Origin of the sequence: Tepidimonas fonticaldi (assembly GCF_007556755.1) — a bacterium.
GTDB lineage: Bacteria > Pseudomonadota > Gammaproteobacteria > Burkholderiales > Burkholderiaceae_C > Tepidimonas > Tepidimonas fonticaldi.
Genome location: NZ_VJOO01000013.1, coordinates 1 through 21,043, shown reverse-complemented (window position 1 = coordinate 21,043; position 21,043 = coordinate 1). Strand labels below are relative to the sequence as shown.

The following is a 21,043-nucleotide window of genomic DNA, read 5'->3' as shown; positions in this document are numbered from 1 at the left end:
GTGGGTGGTGACGAAGCGAATAGTGTGGCATGCCGCCTAGAATCCCCGCCATGCAGATCGGCGCCGCCCAATTGCCCGCCCAGCTCCAGCGTGCGCTGGCGCCCTTGTATGTGGTGCATGGCGACGAGGCCCTGCTGGTGCAGGAGGCGGCGGACGCCATCCGCGCGGCCGCGCGCGCGGCGGGGCACGTCGAGCGCAGCGTGTTCACCGTGGCGGGTGCGCACACGGACTGGAGCGGTATCCTGGCTGCCGGCGGGGCCCTGAGCCTGTTTGCCGACAAGCGCCTGATCGAAGTGCGCATTCCGTCGGGCAAACCGGGCAAGGACGGGGCCGAGGCGCTGCAGCGCCTGGCCGAGTCCGCCGCCGCCTCGGCGGACACCGTCACCCTGGTGCTGCTGCCCCGGCTGGACGGTACCGCCCTCAAGAGCGCGTGGTGGGCGGCGCTGTCGGCGCATGGCGTCGTGGTCCGCCTGGACGCGGTGGAGCGCGCGCAACTGCCTGACTGGATCGCGCAGCGCCTGCGGCAGCAGGGGCAGCATGTCGCTGCGGGGGAGGAGGGGCAGCGCACCCTCGCCTTCATGGCCGATCGGGTGGAGGGGAACCTGCTCGCGGCGCATCAGGAGGTCGCCAAGCTGGGCCTGCTGTATCCGCCGGGCGAGCTGTCGTTCGAGCAGGTGCGCACGGCGGTGCTGGACGTGGCGCGCTACGACCCCTTCCGGCTGCCCGAGGCGGTGCTGGACGGGGCGCTGCCGCGCGTGCAGCGCATGTTGGAAGGGCTGCGCGCCGAAGGGGTGGCGCCCGTGCCTGTGCACTGGGCGTTGGCCGAGGAGCTGCGCACCCTGCACCGGGTGCGGCTGGCGATGGACCGCCGGCAACCCCTGCCGCTGGTGCTGCGCGAACAGCGCGTCTGGGGCCCGCGCGAGAAGCGCTACGAGCGCCTGCTGCCCCGGCTGCGGGCGGCGCAGACCGGGCGCTGGCTGGCCGAGGCGCAGACGGTGGATGGCATCGTCAAGGGGTTGACCGCCCCCGACTGGCCGGCCGATCCGTGGCTGGCGCTGCAACGCCTAGCCTTTGCCGTGGCGGCCGGGTGTGCCGCCGCACGCTAAGCCGTGCGGTGCTCGGGGGGCGGTCGCGGCTTCTGTTAGCATCCGCGGTTATGCGTCGAATCGCCGCCTTCGTTCTGTCTGCGCTGCTGACCGTGGCCGCCCATGCCGCGCCCCCGGCGCCGGGCGCTCCCTTGGTCGGTGCGCCGGCCGCGGAGGGCCTGTTGGGCCAGCTGCAATCGGTCGGCACCGAAACGGGCCTGATGGCCAGCCAGCTGATGAACACCGCGCTGGGCCTGATCGGCGTGCCCTACCGCATGGGGGGCAGCACCGCCGAGACCGGTTTCGACTGCAGCGGCTTCGTGCGCTATGTGTATGCCAACACGCTCGGGCTGGTGCTGCCGCGGCGCGCGGCCGAGCAGGCGCAGGCCACCACCCCCATCGCCAAGGACGACCTGCGCCCCGGCGATCTGGTGTTTTTCAACACCATGCGCCGGGCGTTCAGCCATGTGGGCGTCTACCTGGGGGATGGCAAGTTCATCCACTCCCCCAGCAAGGGCGACAGCGTCAAGATCAGCGACATGAACGACCGCTACTGGGCGCGGCGCTTCAACGGCGCGCGCCGGGTGGATGCCGCGGAAACGTCGCTGCCGCTGGTCCGCTGATTCCGCTCAGGAGCCGAGCAGCCGCTCGATGTCCCGCCGCAGCGAGCCGCTGTCCGGCGCGGTGAGGCTGTTGTAGGCCAGCACGGTGCGGCCGTCGCGGCTGATCAGGTACTTGTAGAAGTTCCACTTCGGCGTCGTGCCGGTGCGTTCGGCCAGCTGCCGGAACAGGGCATTGGCCTGCGGGCCGCGCACGTGGCTCTTGGCAAACATCGGGAACTGCACGCCAAAGGTGTTCTCGCAGAACTCGGCGATCTGCTGGTTGCTGCCGGGCTCCTGTTGGCCAAAGTCGTTGAACGGAAAGCCCAGCACCACCAGCCCGCGGTCGCGGTAGCGGCGGTAGAGCTCTTCCAGCCCCTTGTACTGCTGCGTGAAGCCGCAGTAGCTGGCGGTGTTGACCACCAGCACCACCTGGCCGGCGTACTGGCACAGATCCTGCGGTTTTTCGTCCTGCAGCCGGTCGAAGCGGTGTTGCAGGATGGCGGGGCAGGAGGCGGTGGCGGGCGTGGCCGGGGCGGCGTGGCTGGGGGTGTTCATGGGTGCGAGGGCCGCGACGGCGAGCGCCGCGGCGGCCAGGGTGTGCAGGCGGGACCGGGTTTTCATGGGCGTCAGAGGCGTGGGTGGATCGGTGTGTTCCCCGGCCTAGCCCAGCACCTGCGCCCACAGCGCCAGCACGGCATCGCGCTCGCCGGCCACGTCTGCGGGGTCGATCTGGGTGCTGGCCTCGTCCAGCCGCGCGCGGTGCTGCAGCTGGCGCAGGTGGCGGTAGGCGTCGGCGGCGGCGTGGCCGACGCCCGCGGGCAGCAGGCCGGTGGCCTCGGCGCGTTGCAGCAGGGCGATGTTGCCGGCGTTGGCGCGCAGCGGCGGGTGCGCCGCGCTGTGCGCGAGCACCAGGTACTGCACGGCAAACTCCACGTCGATCATGCCGCCGGGGCTGTGCTTCAGGTCGAAGCGGCCGGCGCGCACCGGGTGCGCGCCGTAGAGGCGCTGGCGCATGGCGCGGATCTCGGCCGCGAGCGCCGCGGGGTCGCGCGGGGCGGTGATGACGGCCTCGCGCACAGCGTCGAAGCGCGCGCGCAGATCGGGGCTGCCGACCACGAAGCGCGCGCGCGTCATCGCCTGGTGCTCCCACGTCCAGGCGGTGTTGCTGCCGCGGTTTTGCTGGTAGTCGGCGTAGGCCTGGAAGGTGGTGACCAGCAGCCCGGAGTTGCCGTTGGGCCGCAGCGCGGTGTCGATCTCGAAAAGGTCGCCCTCGCCCGTCTTGACGGTGAGCCAGTTGATCAGCTTGCGCACGAAGGCGGCGTAGGCCTCGGGTGCGCGTTCGTCGTCGTCGTCGTAGACGAAGACGATGTCGAGATCGCTGCCGTAGCCGAGCTCCTTGCCGCCGAGCTTGCCGTAGCCGATGATGGCGTGGCGCGGCTCGTCACGGTGGCGCTGCTTCAAGCGCTGCCAGCACCAGCGACCGGTGACGTCCAGTACCGCGTCGGCCAGGGCGCTCAGGTCGTCGGCGACCTGCTCCACCGTCAGCAGCCCCTCGACGTCACGCGCCAGCGTGCGGAACACCTCGGCGTGGTGGGCGCGGCGCAGCAGGTCCAGCAGCGCCTCGTCGTCGTCCTCGCCGGTCTTGTGCAGCGACCAGCGCCGCGCCTCCAGCTCGGCGCTGAAGGCCGCGGGGTCGAAGCGGGTCTCGTACAGCTCGGCGCTGGCCAGCTCGTCGATCACGCCGGGGTGGCGCATCAGGTAGCGCGCCGGCCAGCGCGCCGCGCCCAGCACGCGCAGCAGCCGCTCGTGCACGGCGGGGCGCTCCTGCAGCAGCGCCAGGTAGCTCTCGCGGCGCAGCAGCGCCTCGATCCAGTCCGCCAGCCGCACGGCGGCGGTTTCGCTGACGCGGCCCGCCTCGATCCACGCCCCGGTGCGCTCCACCAGCCGCGCCAGGCGCACCCGCGCGTCCTCACGCAGCGCCAGCACGCGCGGATGGTCGCACCAAGTCGCCACGCGCTCGGCAAACCCGGCCGGCAACTGCGGCAGCACGGCCTGCAAATCTTCCATCGCCGAGCGGGACTGCCCGTGGCAGCCTTTGCCGTTGCAGCCCGTGCCGTGGCCGTCGCCGCCCAGCAGGGTGTCGAACTCCTGCGCCACCACCTCGCGGTGCGCATCCAGCGCGCGCAGAAAAGCCGGCGCGCCGTCGAAGCCCAGCGTCGCGGCGATCCAGGCCAGGTCGTCGTCGCGCGTGGGCAGCACATGGGTCTGCTGGTCGTCCAGGTACTGGATGCGGTGCTCCACCCGGCGCAAAAAGACGTAGGCGTCGGCGAGTTGCCGCGCCTTGTCGGCCGGCATCAGACCGGCCTGGGCCACGCGCTGCAAGGCCTGCAGCGTCGGGCGGGTGCGCAGCTCCGGAAACTGCCCGCCGCGCACCACCTGCAGCAGTTGCACGATGAACTCGATCTCGCGGATGCCGCCGCGCGAGAGCTTGACGTCGTTGGCGCGCTCCGGGTGACCGGCGGCGCGCCGCGCCGCATGTTCGCGGATCTGGCGGTGCAGCCGCCGCAGCGCCTCGAACACGCCGTAGTCCAGATAGCGGCGGAAGACGAACGGCAACACGATGGGCCGCAGCCACTGGCCGGTGCCATCGCGGCGCGCACCTTCGGCCGGGGCGACCACGCGGCTTTTCAGCCAGGCAAACCGCTCCCACTCCCGGCCCTGGACCTGGAAATAATCCTCCAGCGCGCCCAGCGACACGGCGGGCGGCCCGGAATTGCCGTTGGGCCGCAAGGCCAGATCCACCCGGAACACCTGGCCGTGCTCCGTCACGTCGCCCACCAGCGTGTGGATGCGTTTGACGACCTTGCCGAAATACTCGTGGTTGCTGATGCGGTTGCGCCCTTCGGCATTGCCGGCGGTCTCGCCCTCGCCTTCGTACACGTAGATCAGGTCGATGTCGCTGGAGACGTTGAGCTCGCGCGCGCCGAACTTGCCCATGCCGACGATCCACCACGCGCAGCGCCGCCCCTCGGGGGCCGCGCCCCCTTCGCTCCCGTCGCTCCCTTCGCCGGGAGGCAGGGGCCCTGGGGGCTCGCCGGGCGGTGCCATGGGCCGGCCGTGCAGTGCGTCCAGCTCGGCGCAGGCGGCGCGGGCGGCTTCGTCCAGCGCCAGTTCGGCCAGGGCGGTGACGCCGCGCGTGACCGCTTCCAGCGGGGCGGCCTGCTCGCAGTCCAGCACGGCCAGTCGTTCGAGCGTCAGGTGGCGCAGCACCCGCAGCGCGGCATCCAGCGCGTATCCGCGTTCGCGCAGGGCGCCCAGGGCCGTGCGCAAGGTGTCGGCGGTGGGGGCGCCCGGGGGCAGCAAGGCACGCTCGCCGTCGTAGCGGCGGCGCACGCGTTGCACGAAGCGGCTGTGGTCGGCGCGGGCCGAACCAACGCAAACGCTCGACATCATAATTTCGTGTGGCTCCAACCCCGACCCCTTCCCGCCCCCCGTGGCACCTGCGCACGCTGACGCTGGCGTCCCGTGTCGCGCTCGGGCTGGCGGTGGCGGTCTGGGCGTTGCTGATCGTGGCGTGGGGGGCTCTCCAATTCTGGATTGTGCCGCGCGCCGAAGCCTGGCGGCCGACCCTCGAATCGGTGGCCACACGCGCGCTGGGGGTGCGCGTGACTGTCGGAGCCATCGAGGCCGCGACCGCCGCCGGGGTCGCCACGTTGACCCTGCGCGATGTGCGCCTGCACGACGCGCGCGGCCACGAAGCCCTGCACCTGCCCCAAGTGCTGGCGGCGCTGTCGGTGACCTCGCTGTGGCGGCTGGGCTTCGACCAGATCGTGATCGACGGCCCGACGCTTGAGGTGCGCCGGCTGGCCGACGGGCGTCTGCAGGTCGCCGGGCTGGAGCTGGCGAGCACGGGCGGCCACAGTCCCGCGGCCGATTGGTTCTTTGGCCAGCGCGAATTTGCCCTGCGTGCCGGGGTGTTGCGCTGGATCGACGAGCAACGCCCGAACGCCCCCCCGTTGGCGCTCACGGCGGTGGATCTTGTGGTGCGCAACCCCGGCCTGCGGCACGAGTTTCGGCTCGACGCCACGCCCCCGGCGGAGTGGGGCGACCGTTTCAGCGTGCGGGGCCGCTTTGCCCGGCCGTTCTGGCAGACCCACCCTGGGCGCTGGCGCGAGTGGTCGGGCGAATTGTTCGTGCAGGCGCCGCGGCTGGATGCGCAGCGCCTGGGGGCGTATGTGGACACCGCCGCCCTGTGGGGGGTGCGCGAGCTGCGCGCCACCGGCGCCCTGCGGCTGTGGGCCGATGTGCGCCGCGCGCAATGGCGCGCCGCCACCGCGGATGTGCAGTGGAGCGATGTCCATGTCGTCTGGGCGCCGAGTGCGCAGGCGCGGGTCGAGCCCTTGCGCGTCGCCCACCTGGGCGGGCGGCTGGGGCTGGAGCGCGATGGCGACACCACCGTCTGGACTACCCAGGGGCTGGCCATCACCACGGGCGACGGCAGCGACTGGCCGCGTGGGGATGTGCGTTTCGAGTACGCCCTGGCGCCGGACGGGGCGCTGCGGAGCTGGGCCTTGTCCTCCGACCGGCTGGACTTGGGCGTGGTCCAGCGCCTGGCGCGGGTGCTGCCCGTGGGCGAGGCGGTCAACCACTGGGCGGAGCAGACACAGCCGGCCGGCGTGGCCGAGGGGCTGGCGGTGCGCTGGAGCGCCCCGCCCAAGCCCGGCGCGTCCGAGCACTGGGAGGCGCGCGGGCGGGTGCGCGGGCTGGGCCTGCGGGCCGGCGCGGTGCCGGGGGAGACGGCTTTCGGCCGCCCGGGGCTGGAGGGGGCCGACGTCGAGTTTGCGCTGGATGAGCGGGGCGGCCGGGCGACGCTGGCGCTGCGCCACGGGGCGCTGGTCTTTCCCGGGGTGTTCGAAGACCCGCGCCTGACGTTCGACGAGCTGTCGGCCGACGCCCGCTGGACTATCGAGGGCCCGGCGATCACGCTGGACGTCAGCCGCCTGAGCTTTGCCAATGCCGACGCCGCGGGCAGCGGCAGCGTGCGCTGGCGCACGGCCGACCCCGCCCACAGCGCGGTGCGCGACCGCTTCCCCGGGCGCATGACGCTGGACGTGCGCTTGACCCGTGCCGACGGCGCGCGCGTGGCACGCTACCTGCCGGTCACGGTGGGCGCCAGCGCGCGGCAGTATCTGCAGACCGCCATTCGCGCCGGGCGGGCGAGCAGCGCCACCTTCCGCATCGATGGGGATTTGTGGGACTTTCCCTTTACCGACGCCCAGCAGGGCACCTTCGAGGTGCGGGCCCAGTTGCACGACGTGGCCTTCGACTACGCCCCGCGGCACCTGCTGCCGGCGGGCAGCGCCCCCTGGCCGGCGCTGGAGCGCGTGGCGGGCGAGCTGCTGATCGAGCGGCGACGCTTGCAGATCCTGCGCGCCGGGGGCAGCGTCGTGGGGCAGCCGGCGCTGCGGGTGCTGCAGGCCGAGGCCGTCATTCCCGACTACATGGCCGACGAGCCGCAGTTGCAGGTCAAGGGGCTGATCCGGGGGGCGGGCGACGATGCGCTGCGCTTCGTGGCCGCATCGCCGCTGCGCGACTTCACCGGCGGGGTGCTCGACACCGCGCGGGCGACCGGTGCGTTGGACGTGGCGTTGGATCTGCGCATGCCCCTGAACCACACCGACCGCACCCAGGTGCGCGGACAGATGCGTTTTGCCGGCAACGATGTGCAGATGCGCCCGGACGTGCCCCCCCTGCAGGGCGTGCGCGGGGCGCTCGACTTCACGGAACAGGGCTTCGAGGTGGCGCAGGCGAGCGCGCGCGTGCTGGGCGGCGAGCTGCGCTTCAGCGGCGGCATGGGCCGGCGCGACGGTGCCGCGGTGGTGCGTTTTCAGGGGCAGGGGACGGTGAGCGCCGCCGGGCTGGCGGCCAGTCGCGAATGGGGCTGGGCCCGCTGGCTGGGCGCGCGCGCCCAGGGGGCCACCCGGTATGCGCTGGGCCTGGCGTTTGGGCCGGACGGCATGGATCTGCAGTTCGACAGCGATTTGCGGGGCTTGGGGGTGGCGCTGCCCGCGCCGCTGGCCAAGCCGGCGGACGCCGCCTGGCGCGTCCAGGTGGCGATGGAGACCCGGCCGCGCCCCGACCCAGCGGCCGACGTCACCCGCGACCGCCTGCGCCTCACCGTCGAGCCCTCGGGCGACGCAGTGCCGCTGCGCGCCGAATACGAGCGCGAACACACTGGCCCGCGCACCGCCGTGCGCCGCGGGCGATTGGCGCTGGGCGCCGAGCTGCCGGACTGGCCCGCCGCCGGCGTGGCCGGCGTGGCGCGCCTGCGCGCGCTCGATGCCGATGCGTGGCTGGCCCTGCTGGAGCCGGACCCCACGCCGGTGAACCCGCGCGCCAGTGGCGCCAGTGGTGCCAGCGCGGCGGCGGGGCTGGACTGGCGCGGCAGCGACGCCTACTGGCCCAGCCGGCTGGGGGTCACGCTGGATCGGCTGGTGGTCGGGGGCCGATCGTTCGACGCGCTGACGGCCGGCGGCTCGCGCGAGGGGGATCTGTGGCGGCTGACGGTGGCGGCCCGCCAGTTGGATGGCTATCTGGAGTACCGGGGCGGCGCGCAGGAGCGGCTGCTGGCCCGGCTGGCCCGGCTGGAGCTGCCGCGCAGCGCTGCGGCCGATGTCGAGCGGCTGGCCAGCCAGCCCCGCTCGGTCCCCGCGCTGGATGTGGAGGTGGACGCCTTCGAGCTGGCCGGCCGCCCGCTGGGGCGGCTGGAGGTCCAGGCGGTCAACCGCGACGCCGGGCAGGGGGGCGAGGTGCTGCGCGAATGGCGGCTGCAATCGCTGCGCCTGACCGTGCCGGAGGCGCGCTTGAGCGCGTCGGGCAACTGGGCCCCCACCGCGGCCGTGACCGGCCCCGGGCAGGCGGCCAGCGCCCGCCGCACCGCCTTGCAAGTGCGGCTGGACATCGACGACGCGGGCGCGCTGCTGGAGCGTTTTGGGTTTGCCGGCACGCTGCGCGGCGGACGGGGGCGTCTGGAAGGCACGCTGGGCTGGCTGGGCTCGCCCCTGGGGTTGCACATGCCCAGCCTGTCGGGCGAGCTGCTGCTGGACGTGCAGCGCGGGCAGTTCCTCAAGGCCGACCCGGGCATCGCCAAGCTGCTCGGGGTGCTGAGCCTGCAATCCCTGCCGCGGCGGCTGACGCTGGATTTTCGCGATGTGTTCAGCGAGGGGTTCGCGTTCGATTTCGTGCGCGGCAACGCCCGCATCGCGCGCGGCGTGGCCAGCACCAACAACCTGCAAATGAAGGGTGTCAGCGCGGCCGTGCTCATCGAAGGTCAGGCCGATCTGGTGCGCGAGACCCAGGACCTGACGGTCGTGGTGGTGCCCGAGCTGAACGCGGGCACCGCCTCGCTGGTGGCGACCATGATCAACCCCGTCACCGGGCTGGGCACCTTTTTGGCGCAATGGCTGCTGCGCGAGCCGCTGCAGGCGGCGGCCACGCAGACCTTTCGCATCACCGGTGCGTGGGCCGACCCCCAGGTCGAGCGCATCCGGCGTACGATACCTGCCTCCGACCCTTCCGACGTCAACCCGGACCGCACCCCATGAAAGTCGCCGCCATTCAGATGGTGTCGGGCGCCAGCCTCGACTCCAACCTTGCCCAGGCCCACGCGCTGCTGGACCAGGCGCGCCACGCCGGCGCCGAGCTGGCGGTGTTACCGGAGTACTTCTGCCTGATGGGCCGGCGTGACACCGACAAGCTGCTGATCGCCGAGCCGCCGGGCCTGGGTACGATGCAGGACTTTCTGTCCGACACCGCGCGCGAGCTGGGGATGTGGATCATCGGCGGCACCGTGCCGCTGGCCACCGACGATCCGCAGCACGCCGCCAACGCCTCGCTGGTCTACGACCCGCAGGGCCGCTGCGTGGCGCGCTACGACAAGATCCACCTGTTCCGCTTCCACGACGGCCAGCAGGGCTACGACGAGGCCGCGGTGCTCAAGGCCGGCGAGCGGCCGGTGACCTTCACGCTGACCGATCGCAGCGGCACCGCGTGGCGCGTGGGCCTGAGCGTGTGCTACGACCTGCGCTTTCCGGAGCTGTACCGCCAGCTGGCGGCCGACGTGCTGGTGGTGCCGGCGGCCTTCACCCACGTCACCGGCCAGGCGCACTGGGAGGTGCTGCTGCGCGCGCGCGCCATCGAGAACCAGGCCTACGTCATCGCCAGCGCGCAGGGCGGCGTGCACGAGAACGGCCGCCAGACCTGGGGTCAGAGCATGGTGATCGACCCCTGGGGCGTGGTGCTGGCGCAGCAGGCCACCGGCGCCGGCGTCGTCATGGCCGAGCTGGACCGCGCCCGGCTGGAGGAGGTGCGCCGCCGCCTGCCGGCATTGCAGCACCGCCGCCTGTGACGCGATGCGCGGGTGGGTGCGCGGGAGCGCTCAGCGCGGCGGCTCGTCCGGCCGGGGGGTGTCCGTGGCCGTGTCGGTGGGGGACGCGGGCGGATCCGCATCCGCCGGTTCGCCGCGCTTGCGGCCGGCGAACATGGTCCACCACACGATGAAGACGAACAGCAGCAGCGCGCCGAGCGCTTCGAGCAGCAATAGGGTCATGAGGGCAACGAAATCGACGGGGACGGGATGGGGCGCCGGTCGGGTGGCCCGGCTGCTGGCCTGGGGAATTCTAGGCACGCTGGCGGGTTGCGGCAGCGCGCCGCCAGCCGTACCCACGGGGGGCGGTTCGCCCGGTGCGCCTGTGGCCATGGAGGCGCCGACACCCGCGCCGGTTCCCCCGGCCCCGCCATCGGGCTCGGTTGCCGCTCCGGTGCCCCTGGTCGACGGGCAGGGCCCGGCGGTGCTGACACCCAGCGACGCCGCCTGGCAGGCGGCCGATGCCGCGCCGCTGCCCGCGCCGGTGCGCCGAGGCGGGGCCTTGTGGCAGCCGGTGCGCTGGAGCGAGCTGCCCGGCTGGGGCCGGGACGCCCTGCACGAGGCATGGAATGCCTGGCTGCGCAGTTGCGAGCGTCCGGCGCCGCCCTGGGGCCCCGTGTGTGCCGAGGTGCGCCGGCTGACCCTGGCCGACGCGCTGGAGCGCCACACCTGGATGATGCGGCGCCTGCAACCCTACCGGGTGCTGTCCCCCGACGGGGGCAACCGCCCGGGTCTGCTCACCGGCTACTACGAGCCGGAGCTGCAGGCCAGCCGCGTGCGGCAGGGGGCCTACCGCGTGCCGCTGTACGCCCCGCCGCCCGCCCTGGCGGCCGCGCCCGGCCGCCCCTGGTTCAGCCGCCAGCAGATCGACAGCGACCCCCAGGTTCAGGGCCATCTGGAGGGGCGCGTGCTGGCCTGGCTGGCCGATCCGCTGGACGCTTTGCTGTTGCAAATCCAGGGATCGGGGCGGCTGCGCATCCTCGAGCCGGACGGGCGCATCACCTTGGCGCGGCTGGCCTATGCCGCGCACAACGGCCACCCGTACCAAAGCGTCGGGCGCTGGCTGCTGGAGCGGCGCGAGATCCGCGAGGGCACCTGGGAGGCGATCCGCGCCTGGGCGGCGGCCAACCCCCAGCGCATCGACGAGCTGCTGTGGACCAATCCGCGCGTGGTGTTCTTTCGCGAGGAGGCGCTGTCCGCCCTCGACACCCAGTTCGGCCCGCGGGGGGCGCAGGGGGTGGCGCTCACGCCGGCGCGCTCCGTCGCGGTGGACCGCGAGGCCATCCCCTACGGCACCCCGCTGTGGCTGGCCTCCAGCGGGCCGGTGGCGCAGTTGCAGCGCTTGGTGCTGGCGCAGGACACCGGCAACGCCATCGTCGGGGCGGTGCGGGCGGATTTTTTTGCGGGCTGGGGCGAAGGCGCCTATGCCTTGGCCGCCGGTCTGAAGCAGCCGCTGCAGCTCTGGGCGCTGTGGCCGCGCGAGCAGCCCTGAACCGATGGAGGAATGCGATTCATGAGCCTGCGCATCGGCATCCTGACGGGCGGGGGCGATTGCCCCGGCCTGAACGCCGTCATCCGCGCCGTCGTCAAGTCGCTGCTGCGGCAGTGCGGGGCCGAGGTGATCGGCATCCAAGACGGCTTTGGCGGACTGATGGGCGAGGCCCCGCGCGTGCGCCCGCTCGATTGGGCGAGCGTGAGCGGCATCCTGATGCAGGGGGGGACGATCCTGGGCACCAGCAACCGGGCCAACCCCTTGCGCAGCGAGGCCGAGGCCGCGCGCGCCCTGGCCCACGCCCGGGCATTGGGGTTGCAGGCGCTGGTGGTGATCGGCGGCGACGGCAGCATGGCCATCGCGCACGGCCTCAGCCAGCGCGGCCTGCCCATCGTCGGCGTGCCCAAGACCATCGACAACGACATCCCCGGCTGTGAGCGCAGCTTCGGCTTCGACACCGCGGTGGCCACCGTCACCGAGGCGATCGAGCGTCTGCAGACCACCGCCCAGAGCCATGGGCGCGTGATGATCGTCGAGACCATGGGCCGCTATGCGGGCTGGATTGCGTTGGAGGCCGGGCTGGCCGGGGCGGCGGACGTCATCCTGCTGCCCGAGATCGACTTCGACATCGAGGCCGTCGCCGCGGTCTGCCGCGAGCGCGAGCGGCGCCAGCGCTACACCATCGTCTGCATCGGGGAGGGGGCCAAGCCCATCGGCGGCACGCTGACGGTGCAGCAGCGCATCGCGGACAGCCCCGACCCGATCCGGCTGGGCGGCGTCGCCCATGCGCTGGCGGCGGCGCTGCAGCCGCGGCTGGCGTCGGAGGTGCGGGCCACCGTGCTCGGCCATGTGCAGCGCGGCGGTTCACCCACGCCGTTCGACCGCGTGCTCGCCACCCAGTTTGGCAACGAGGCGGCCCAGCTCGTCATGCGCGGGGCGTTCGATCGCATGGTCACGTTGCAGGACGGGCGGCTGGGCAGCATTGCGCTGGCGGAGGTGGTGCACGGCAGCCGCCGCGTGCCGCTGGACCATCCCTTGCTGCGCGCCGCGCGGCAGATCGGCGTCTCGCTGGGCGAGGCGGGCCGCGTCGGCGGGACCGATGCCGGGGCGGGTATTGGGTCAGGTGTCGGCTGACCGACAGGTCCGTCGGCGGTTCGGCGCGCATCCCCCCATCGGCGCCACGGTTGCGGGTAAACCCCGGCCGGCGGGCTGGCACGACTCGTGCATAGTTACGGCACGTTCCACCTTTTTAGGTGTCAAGCATGAAACTCAAGCTTCTCGCGCTCGGTGCGGTGCTCGCCCTTGGTGTGTCGGTGGCCCAGGCCAAGCCGTTCAAATGGGCCAGCGCCGGCGAAATCTCCACCTGGGACATCCACTCCCAAAACAACGCGCTGCAAAACGGCATCCATGCGGCGGTCTACGAGTCGCTGGTTTACTACAACAGCCGCACGTTCAAGATCGAGCCGGTGCTGGCCACCGCCTGGCGCGAGGTCAGCCCGACGCAGTTGCGCATCACGCTGCGCGAAGGGGTCAAGTTCCACGACGGCACGCCGTTCACGGCCGACGACGCGGTCTACTCCATCCAGCGCGCGATGGCCAAGACCTCCAACTTTGCCATCTACACCCAGGGCATCGACCGCGTGGTCAAGGTCAACGCCAACACGATCGACATCTTCACCAAGGGGCCCAACCCGGTGCTGCTCAACCAGCTCACCGAGCTGCGCATGATGAGCAAGGCCTGGGCGGAGAAGAACAAGTCGGTCGAACCCAAGGACATCAAGGCCACCGAAGAAACGTTCGCCCACCGCAACGCGATGGGCACCGGCCCCTACATCCTCAAGGAATGGGTGCCCGACCAGCGCATGGTGTTCGAGCGCAACCCCAACTACTGGGGCAAGATCAACAGCAACGTCACCCAGATCGTCTACACCCCGATCAAGGCCGACGCCACCCGCATGGCCGCGCTGCTGTCGGGCGAGGTGGACTTCGTGCTCGACCCCACCCCGCAGGACCTGCCGCGCCTGCGCAACAACCCCAACCTGAAGGTCATCGACGGGGTCGAAAACCGCACCATCTTCCTGGGCATGGACCAGCACCGCGACGAGCTGGTCGGCAGCAACATCAAGGGCAAGAACCCGCTGAAGGACGTGCGGGTGCGCAAGGCGCTGTACCAGGCGATCGACATCGACACCATCCACCGCGTCACCATGCGGGGGCTGAGCCAGCCCACCGGCGCGCTGGTGGCGCCTCAGGTCGCTGGCTGGAGCGAGTCGGTGCATAAGCGCTACCCGTATGACGTCGAGGCCGCCAAGCGGCTGCTGGCCGAAGCCGGCTACAAGGACGGCTTCGAGGTGGACTTCGCCTGCCCGAACAACCGCTACATCAACGACGAGCAGATCTGCCAGGCTATCACGTCCATGTGGGCCAAGGTGGGCGTCAAGGCCAAGCTGCGCACCCTGCCGCTGGTGACGTACTTCCCCATGATCCAGCGCTACGAGGCGAGCATCTACATGCTGGGCTGGGGCGTGCCGACGTTCGACGCGCTCTACAGCCTGCAGTCGCTGGTGCGCACCGTCGGCCAGGGCGGTGACGGCAACTACAATCTCGGCCGCTACAGCAACCCCAAGATGGACGCGATCATCGATCGCGCCAAGACCGAGACCGATCCCTTCATCCGTCCGCGGCTGTTGACCGAGGCGCTGCAGCTGCAAAACGACGATGTGGTGCACATCCCGCTGCACAACCAGATCATCCCCTGGGCGATGAAGAAGTCGATCGACGTGGTGCACCGCGCCGACAACCGCATCGACTGGCGTCTGGTCAAGGTCAACTGATCGTCCCCGGCGAGCGGCCCACGGCCTGACGCCGAGCGGTCGTGTCCGACGACAACCTGTGATGCGCGGGCGGCACGGCAGTGCCGCCCGCAGGAGTTTTTGCATGCTTGCCTTCATCTTGCGACGCCTGGCGCAGGCGGCGCTGGTCATGCTGGCCGTGGCCTTCGTCGCTTTCATGCTGTTCCAGTACGTGGGCGATCCGGTGCTGCAGATCCTGGGGCAGGACGCCACGCCCGAGCAAGTCGCCGCCGTGCGGGCCGAACTGGGGCTGGACCAACCCTTTTTCGTGCAGTTCTGGCAGTTCGTGGTGCATGCCGTGCAGGGCAACTTCGGTATGAGCATCCACCAGGGTGTGCCGGTGGCGCGGCTGATCGCCGAGCGCTTCCCGGCCACGCTGGAGCTGGCCTTGGTGGCCGCGGCGCTGGCGCTCGCGGTGGGCATTCCCATGGGGGTGTATGCCGCGCTGCGCCGCGGGACGTGGCTGGCCCAGGTGTTCATGACGCTGTCGCTGCTGGGCGTGTCGTTGCCGACCTTTCTGATCGGCATCGTGCTGATCCTGGTGTTTGCGGTGCATCTGGGGTGGTTCCCCAGCTTCGGCCGGGGGGAGGTGACGCATCTGGGCGGCTGGACCACGGGCCTGCTGACCGCCAAGGGCTGGCACCACCTGGTGCTGCCGGCGGTGACGCTGGCGATCTTCCAGCTCACGCTCATCATGCGCCTGGTGCGCGCCGAGATGCTGGAGGTGCTGCGCACCGACTACATCAAGTTCGCGCGCGCGCGCGGCCTGAGCGATCGCGTGGTGCACTTCGGCCATGCGCTGAAGAACACGCTGGTGCCGGTGATGACGATCACCGGGTTGCAGCTCGGTGGCCTGATTGCCTTTGCCATCATCACCGAGACGGTCTTTCAGTGGCCCGGCATGGGGCTGCTGTTCATCCAGGCCGTGACGTTTGCCGACATCCCCGTGATGGCGGCCTACCTGTGCCTGATCGCGCTGATCTTCGTGGTCATCAACCTGATCGTCGATCTGCTGTATTTCGCCGTCGATCCGCGCCTGCGCCTGGACAAGGCCGGCGGCCATTGACGGCGGACCCGTTCCCCAAAAAGGAAGGACACACTCATGAAATCCTGGTGGATGCGCTGGTGGGACAGCGACATCGGCTACAGCTTTCGCGCGTCGCCCACGGCGATCGTCGCGGCGCTGATCGCGCTGGTGTGCGCGCTCGCCGCCCTGTTGGCGCCGTGGGTGGCGCCGCACAATCCGTTCGATCTGGCCAGCCTGGAGCTGGGCAATGCCCGGCTGCCGCCCGCGTGGTACGACGAGGGCCGATGGGCCTTTCCCCTGGGCACCGACGACCAGGGGCGCGACATTCTGTCGGCGCTGATCTACGGGGCCCGCATTTCGCTGTTCGTCGGGCTGGCGTCGGTGGTGCTGTCGGTGCTGCTGGGCGTCACGCTGGGGCTGCTGGCGGGCTTTCTGGGGGGCTGGGTGGACGCCCTGCTGATGCGCCTGTGCGACGTGATGCTGTCGTTTCCGGCCATCCTGATCGCGCTGCTGATCGCGGGTGTGGGGCGGGCGCTGTTCCCCAATGCGCACGAGACGCTGGCCTTTGGCGTGCTGATTTTGTCCATCACGCTGACCGGCTGGGTGCAGTATGCGCGCACGGTGCGCGGCTCCACGCTGGTGGAGCGGCAAAAGGAGTATGTGCAGGCCGCGCGCGTGATCGGCGTGGCGCCGCTGCGCATCATGCGCCGGCATGTGCTGCCCAATGTGCTGGGGCCGGTGCTGGTGCTGGCGACCATCCAAGTGGCCACCGCCATCATCACCGAGGCGACGCTGAGCTTTTTGGGCGTGGGGGCGCCGCCCACCTCGCCCTCGCTGGGCACGCTGATTCGCATCGGCAACGACTACCTGTTCTCCGGCGAGTGGTGGATCACCATCTTCCCCGGGGTGATGCTGGTCATCATCGCCCTGTCGGTCAACCTGCTGGGCGACTGGCTGCGCGACGCCCTCAACCCGCGCTTGCGCTGACCGAAAGGCCCCACCCATGGACAAACTGCTCGAAGTCAAGGACCTGGTGGTGGAGTTTCCCACCCGCCGCGGCGTGCTGCGCGCGCTCGACGGCGTCTCGTTCGACATCGCCCCTGGCGAGGTGCTGGGCGTGGTAGGCGAGTCCGGCGCCGGCAAGTCGCTCACCGGCGCGGCCATCATTGGCCTGCTGGAGCCCCCGGGGCGCATTGCCGGCGGCGAGATCCGCCTGCAAGGCGAGCGCATCGACCACCTGCCGCCGGCGCAGATGCGCCGCATCCGCGGCCGGCGCATCGGCGCGATCTTCCAGGATCCGCTGACCTCGCTCAACCCGCTGTACTCGATCGGTCGCCAGTTGACCGAGACCATCCTGACGCACCTGGACGTCTCGCCGGCCGAGGCGCGGCAGCGCGCCATCCAGTTGCTCAAGGACACCGGCATTCCGGCCGCGGAGGAGCGCATCGACCACTATCCGCACCAGTTCTCGGGCGGTATGCGCCAGCGCGTCGTCATCGCCCTGGCGCTGGCGGCCGAGCCACAGCTGGTGGTGGCCGACGAGCCGACCACGGCGCTGGACGTCTCGATCCAGGCACAGATCATCACGCTGCTCAAGCGCATCTGCCGCCAGCGCGGCGCGGCGGTGATGCTGGTCACGCACGACATGGGCGTGATCGCCGAGACCTGCGACCGCGTGGCCGTCATGTACGCGGGGCGGGTGGCCGAGATCGGTCCGGTGCACGAGGTCATCCACCGCCCCGCGCACCCCTACACCGCTGGTCTGATGAGCTGCATCCCCGACATGGAGATGGAGCGCGAACGGCTGCACCAGATCGACGGCGCCATGCCGCGCCTCAACGAGATTCCGCGCGGTTGCGCCTTCCACCCGCGCTGCGAAAAAGTCATGCTGCGCTGCCACGACCAGCGCCCCGAACTGATGCCCGCCGGCGCCACCCGCGCCGCCTGCTGGCTGCATGCCGAGGCCCCCATTGCGCAGGTGCCGGCCACGGCGGAGGTCCCCCGATGAGTACCCCGGTCATCGACCCGGCGCGCACGGCGCCGTCCCACGCCGCGTCCCCGACCCCGGCCACCCCGCTGGTGGTGGTGGAGGATCTGGCCCGAACATTCGACGTGTCGGCGCCGTGGCTCAACCGCGTGCTGGAGCGCAAGCCGCGCCAATGGCTGCACGCCGTGGACGGGGTGAGCTTCGACATCCCGCGCGGTCAGACGCTGGCCCTGGTGGGCGAGTCGGGCTGTGGCAAGAGCACGGTCGCCCGCCTGCTGGTGGGGCTGTACCGCCCGACGCGCGGGCGCTTCGTCTTCGACGGGCAGGACGCGCACGCCGCCTATGGCAGCGCCCAGGGGCGGCAGTTGCGCCGGCGCATCCAGATGATCTTCCAGGACCCCTACGCCAGCCTCAATCCGCGCTGGCGGGTGGAGGACATCATCGCCGAGCCGCTGCGCGAGCACGGGCTGCTGAGTGACGCCGCGGCCCTGCGCGAGCGCGTCGGCGAGCTGCTGCGCTCGGTGGGCCTGAGCCCGCACGACATGGTCAAGTATCCGCACCAGTTTTCGGGCGGGCAGCGCCAGCGCATCTCGATCGCGCGCGCGCTGGCCACCAAGCCCGATTTTCTGGTCTGCGACGAACCGACCTCGGCGCTGGACGTGTCGGTGCAGGCGCAGGTGCTCAACATCATGAAGGACCTGCAGCGCCAGCAGGGGCTGACCTATCTGTTCATCAGCCACAACCTGGCGGTGGTGCGCCATGTCAGCGACCAGGTTGGCGTGATGTACCTGGGGCGGCTGGTGGAGCTGGCGGACAAGCGCACGCTGTTCGCGCAGCCGCGCCACCCCTACACCCGCATGCTGCTGGAGGCCATCCCCAAGCTGCACGCCACCGGCCAGGCGCGCACGCCGGTGCAGGGCGAGGTGCCCAACCCGCTCAACCCGCCCAGCGGCTGCGCCTTCCACCCGCGCTGCCCGCATGCGGATGCGCGCTGCAAGGCCGAGCGGCCGGCGCTGCAGACGATCGGCGGCGTGCGCGTGGCCTGCCACGCGGTGCAGGAAGGGCGGATCTGAGCGGCGTCAGGCCGTCGGTGCGCCCGGGGCAGCGCCGTCGGCCGATGCCAGCGTTTCTGCCGCCAGGCACAGGTCGGCCCACGCCTTGCCCTTGTCCACCGGGTTGCGCAGCAGGTAGGCCGGGTGGTAGGACACGACCACCGGCAGCGTGAGCTCCCCGAGGCGCGCCTGGAACACGCGTCCGCGCAGCCGGCCCAGCGGCGCACGCGCGGCTTCGGCCGGCGGCAGGCAGCCGCCTTCGGTGAGCAGCGTCTGCGCCGCAAAGCGCCCCAGCGCCAGCACGATGCGCGGCTGCAGCAGCGCGATCTGGCGCAGCAGGTACGGCGCGCAGCGCGCGATCTCCTCCGGCTCCGGGTTGCGGTTGCGCGGCGGGCGGCATTTCAGCACGTTGGCGATGTAGACACCGTGGCCGCGCTGCAGGTCCAGCGCCGCCAGCATCCGGTCCAGCAGCCACCCGGCGCGGCCGACGAACGGCTCGCCCTGGCGGTCCTCCTCCTCGCCCGGGGCCTCGCCGACGATCAGCCAGGTGGGCCGGCGGTCGCCGACGCCCGGCACCGCGCGCTGGCGGCACGCGGCCAGCCCGCAGCGCTGGCAGGCGTGGATCGCCGCTTCCAGTTCGGGCCAATCGAGTGTGGCGATGTCGGCGTGGGTGGGTTCGGTGGCGGGTTGCTGAGTGACGGGGCGCTCGATCGGTACCGGAGCGGGCGCTTCCGGGGTCGGTATCTTGGGTAGGGGCGCCGTGCGGACAGGGAGGGCGGGCTCGACCGGTGGCGGGGCTTCAACCGGTGCCGCCGGGCGCGGCAGCAGCGCGCGCGGCTGCCACCACGCGGGCACGCCGATCTCGGCCAGCAGGGCTGAGCGGCGCTCGTCGAGCCAGGGCAGGGCGCGCGGCAGGTTCATCGGGTCGGGGCGGTGGCGTCGGGCGCGGGGCACAGGTCGAGCCGCATGACGATGGCGTCCTCGCGGCGCTGCGCCGTGTCGGGATAGTACCCCTTGCGCACGCCGGCTTCCACCCAGCCGCAGCGGGCGTAGAGCGCGCGCGCGGCGGCGTTGCTGCGCCGCACCTCCAGCCACAGTTGGGCAAAGCCCTGCGCGCGGCCCCAGTCCGCCAGCGCCCGCAGCATCCAGCGGCCCCAGCCGTGGCGCTGGTGCACCGGCGCCACCGTGACGTCGAGCAGATGCCCTTCCTCCACCCCCGGCATCGCCACCAGGAAGCCGAGCAGCCAGTCGCCCTCGGGCGTGACCGGGGCGTGCACCCAGTGCGGCGGGTCGTGGCGCGGATCCGGGCGGCGCGCCAGCACGCGCGCCCAGTGCCCGGCGGCCAGCGAATCCTCGTAATGGCGCCGGCTCCACGGATGCGCGTGCGCGGTCTTGGCCACGTCGGCGACCACGTCCAGGTCGGCGGCGGTCATCGGCCGCCAGATCCACTCCGCGGCGTCGGCCGGGGCCGCCGGCCGGGTGTCGTCCGTCACCGGGTCCATCGCCCGCCCCGTCAACCGGCGGCGCGGCCGGCGCGCAGCGCGGCCTGTTCGTCCACCGTCAGCGCCACCTTGTCGCGCACGTAGAGCGGCTGCGTCCCGTGCGCGCCGACGCACTGCCCCGCCGCCACGCCCGCGGCCGCCAGGCGCAGCAGGGCGCGGGCGCACGGCAGCGTCGCGCCACCGGCCTCGGCGCGCCAGACGGGGGGCAACCGCTCGCCGTAGACGCCGGCGACGTTGCCGGCGTGCAGCGCGCCGTCCGCGTGCGGCAGGTCCTCGGGGCGGCGCAGGTGCGGCGCGGTCAGCTCGCGCCAGCCCTGCGCGGCATCCCACGCATAGCGGGCCACGTAGACCTCGTCCATGCGCGCGTCCAGCGCCGCGTGCACGGTCAGCTGCGGGACGGTTGGCGCGTGGCGCGCGCGCGCGGCCTCCGCCACCGCCAGCAGGGTGCTCAGCGGCAGCACCGGCACGCCGCCCGGCCGCGCCCCTGCGGCCAGCCCCTGCACCACCGCGCACGCGGTGCGCAGCCCGGTGAACGAGCCCGGCCCGTGGCCAAAGACAATGCCGTCCAGCTCCGCCAGCCGCCAGCCGGCGCGCTGCAGCAGCGCCATGATCGCGGGCAGCAAGGTGGCCGAGGCCTGCGCGCCGCCCTCGCCTTCGTGCCACGCGAGCGGCTCGGCGGCGCCGGCTGCGCCGACGGCCACGCTCAGCACCGAGGCGCTCGTGTCCAGCGCCAGCCAGCGCTGCAGGCCGGGGCGCGGGGGCGGGGTGGCGGCGTTGTCCATGCTGGTGATTATCCTTGGTGGGGCGGGCGCCGTGGCACCTGGCCGGGCTGAAGATCCGCGGCCGTCAGCGTTCCGGCCGTGGAAAGTCATGGGGGCGAGTATCCGCTTCTAGGGAAGGTCTGCAAAACCTTCCTGCCAGACTGCCGGGATGGGACAATAGCGACATGAAGCAGATGAGTCTGGAGGCGCCGATGTATACGGGCTTTGAGCTGCGCGCCAAGCGCACCCGCAAGCGTG

18 protein-coding genes are annotated in these 21,043 nt (G+C 72.0%); 12 read left to right on the top strand and 6 right to left on the bottom strand.

Translation table 11 applies throughout. The features are described 5' to 3' along the window. Positions 1-50: 50 nt before the first annotated feature. Together holA and Tfont_RS07895 are read left to right on the top strand one after the other, a co-directional pair. Positions 51-1,106, top strand: coding sequence for a DNA polymerase III subunit delta (holA, locus tag Tfont_RS07900; RefSeq protein WP_143969026.1), 1,056 nt, complete (start codon positions 51-53; stop codon positions 1,104-1,106). 50 nt (positions 1,107-1,156) lie between these two features. Next, on the top strand, positions 1,157-1,708 hold the full coding sequence (locus Tfont_RS07895) for a C40 family peptidase (RefSeq protein WP_068607804.1): 552 nt from the start codon (positions 1,157-1,159) through the stop codon (positions 1,706-1,708). A 6-nt stretch (positions 1,709-1,714) separates the two neighbouring features. On the opposite strand, the gene Tfont_RS07890 is transcribed toward Tfont_RS07895, so the two are convergent. Next, a complete protein-coding gene (locus Tfont_RS07890; protein WP_143969025.1) occupies positions 1,715-2,308 on the bottom strand; it encodes a glutathione peroxidase in 594 nt (197 codons plus the stop codon). Positions 2,309-2,347: 39 nt separating this feature from the next. Continuing rightward, positions 2,348-5,137 carry a bifunctional [glutamate--ammonia ligase]-adenylyl-L-tyrosine phosphorylase/[glutamate--ammonia-ligase] adenylyltransferase gene (glnE, locus tag Tfont_RS07885; protein WP_260682314.1) on the bottom strand — a complete coding sequence of 930 codons (2,790 nt, stop codon included), beginning with the start codon at positions 5,135-5,137 and terminating at the stop codon, positions 2,348-2,350. Between the two features lie 11 nt (positions 5,138-5,148). Between glnE and Tfont_RS07880 the strand changes: the two genes are divergently transcribed. Then, positions 5,149-9,291: a YhdP family protein gene (locus Tfont_RS07880; RefSeq protein WP_143969023.1), complete on the top strand. Its 4,143-nt coding sequence runs from the start codon at positions 5,149-5,151 to the stop codon at positions 9,289-9,291. Beyond that, a complete protein-coding gene (locus tag Tfont_RS07875) occupies positions 9,288-10,094 on the top strand; it encodes a carbon-nitrogen hydrolase family protein (protein WP_143969022.1) in 807 nt (268 codons plus the stop codon). The genes Tfont_RS07880 and Tfont_RS07875 overlap by 4 nt, the downstream gene beginning before the upstream one ends. A gap of 30 nt (positions 10,095-10,124) precedes the next feature. Here the strand turns inward: Tfont_RS07875 and Tfont_RS14495 are convergent, their stop codons facing one another. Then, the gene (locus Tfont_RS14495) at positions 10,125-10,295 is read right to left on the bottom strand and encodes a hypothetical protein (RefSeq protein ID WP_185974499.1); all 171 of its coding nucleotides are present in this window, start codon (positions 10,293-10,295) and stop codon (positions 10,125-10,127) included. A gap of 211 nt (positions 10,296-10,506) precedes the next feature. Between Tfont_RS14495 and mltA the strand changes: the two genes are divergently transcribed. The 7 genes from mltA (at position 10,507) to Tfont_RS07840 (ending at position 18,543) form a co-directional block, all read left to right on the top strand. After that, positions 10,507-11,604, top strand: coding sequence for a murein transglycosylase A (gene mltA / locus Tfont_RS07870; protein WP_390612393.1), 1,098 nt, complete (start codon positions 10,507-10,509; stop codon positions 11,602-11,604). 27 nt (positions 11,605-11,631) lie between these two features. Further along, on the top strand, positions 11,632-12,738 hold the full coding sequence (locus Tfont_RS07865) for a 6-phosphofructokinase (protein WP_068608271.1): 1,107 nt from the start codon (positions 11,632-11,634) through the stop codon (positions 12,736-12,738). Between the two features lie 128 nt (positions 12,739-12,866). Next, on the top strand, positions 12,867-14,438 hold the full coding sequence (locus Tfont_RS07860) for an ABC transporter substrate-binding protein (RefSeq protein WP_143969020.1): 1,572 nt from the start codon (positions 12,867-12,869) through the stop codon (positions 14,436-14,438). 103 nt (positions 14,439-14,541) lie between these two features. Beyond that, positions 14,542-15,522, top strand: coding sequence for an ABC transporter permease (locus Tfont_RS07855; RefSeq protein ID WP_143969019.1), 981 nt, complete (start codon positions 14,542-14,544; stop codon positions 15,520-15,522). Positions 15,523-15,558: 36 nt separating this feature from the next. Beyond that, a complete protein-coding gene (locus Tfont_RS07850; protein WP_068607780.1) occupies positions 15,559-16,470 on the top strand; it encodes an ABC transporter permease in 912 nt (303 codons plus the stop codon). A gap of 16 nt (positions 16,471-16,486) precedes the next feature. Beyond that, positions 16,487-17,491 carry an ABC transporter ATP-binding protein gene (locus tag Tfont_RS07845; RefSeq protein ID WP_068607777.1) on the top strand — a complete coding sequence of 335 codons (1,005 nt, stop codon included), beginning with the start codon at positions 16,487-16,489 and terminating at the stop codon, positions 17,489-17,491. Further along, positions 17,488-18,543: an ABC transporter ATP-binding protein gene (locus Tfont_RS07840; protein WP_082955363.1), complete on the top strand. Its 1,056-nt coding sequence runs from the start codon at positions 17,488-17,490 to the stop codon at positions 18,541-18,543. The genes Tfont_RS07845 and Tfont_RS07840 overlap by 4 nt, the downstream gene beginning before the upstream one ends. Before the next feature lie 6 nt (positions 18,544-18,549). Here the strand turns inward: Tfont_RS07840 and Tfont_RS07835 are convergent, their stop codons facing one another. The 3 genes from Tfont_RS07835 to tsaB are packed head-to-tail and all read right to left on the bottom strand — an operon-like array spanning position 18,550 to position 20,806. Next, positions 18,550-19,443 carry a uracil-DNA glycosylase gene (locus Tfont_RS07835; RefSeq protein ID WP_143969018.1) on the bottom strand — a complete coding sequence of 298 codons (894 nt, stop codon included), beginning with the start codon at positions 19,441-19,443 and terminating at the stop codon, positions 18,550-18,552. Further along, complete coding sequence (locus Tfont_RS07830; RefSeq protein ID WP_143969017.1) at positions 19,440-20,024, bottom strand: GNAT family N-acetyltransferase; 585 nt, start codon at positions 20,022-20,024, stop codon at positions 19,440-19,442. Before Tfont_RS07830 ends, Tfont_RS07835 begins: the two co-directional genes overlap by 4 nt. Before the next feature lie 11 nt (positions 20,025-20,035). Further along, positions 20,036-20,806, bottom strand: a complete 771-nt coding sequence (tsaB, locus tag Tfont_RS07825; RefSeq protein ID WP_068607774.1) for a tRNA (adenosine(37)-N6)-threonylcarbamoyltransferase complex dimerization subunit type 1 TsaB — start codon at positions 20,804-20,806, stop codon at positions 20,036-20,038. 14 nt (positions 20,807-20,820) lie between these two features. Between tsaB and Tfont_RS14535 the strand changes: the two genes are divergently transcribed. After that, a partial coding sequence (locus Tfont_RS14535) for a hypothetical protein (RefSeq protein WP_221934277.1) occupies positions 20,821-21,043 on the top strand: 223 nt, incomplete at its 3' end.